The 534-nt window shown below is 56.6% G+C and carries 1 rRNA gene; it reads left to right on the top strand.

The window, feature by feature from the left end:
• Window positions 1-534, top strand: a 23S ribosomal RNA gene (locus ACFO5K_RS27175); the annotation flags it as partial.

Below are 534 nucleotides of genomic sequence, written 5' to 3' on the forward strand. Positions count from 1 at the left end.
TAGTCGCACATTATGGACCCGAAGCGGAGTGATCTACCCATGGCCAGGGTGAAGCGACGGTAAGACGTCGTGGAGGCCCGAACCCACTTAGGTTGAAAACTGAGGGGATGAGCTGTGGGTAGGGGTGAAAGGCCAATCAAACTCCGTGATAGCTGGTTCTCCCCGAAATGCATTTAGGTGCAGCGTCACGTGTTTCACACCGGAGGTAGAGCTACTGGATGGCCTAGGGGGCCCACAAGCTTACCGAAGTCAGCCAAACTCCGAATGCCGGTGTGTGAGAGCGTGGCAGTGAGACTGCGGGGGATAAGCTTCGTAGTCGAGAGGGAAACAGCCCAGATCGCCGGCTAAGGCCCCTAAGCGTGTACTAAGTGGAAAAGGATGTGGGGTCGCTGAGACAACCAGGAGGTTGGCTTAGAAGCAGCCACCCTTGAAAGAGTGCGTAATAGCTCACTGGTCAAGTGATCCTGCGCCGACAATGTAGCGGGGCTCAAGTACACCGCCGAAGCCGCGGCACTCCGACAATAACCCGTCCAA

It is taken from the genome of Nocardia halotolerans, assembly GCF_042650145.1.
In the GTDB taxonomy this organism is placed as follows: domain Bacteria; phylum Actinomycetota; class Actinomycetes; order Mycobacteriales; family Mycobacteriaceae; genus Nocardia; species Nocardia halotolerans.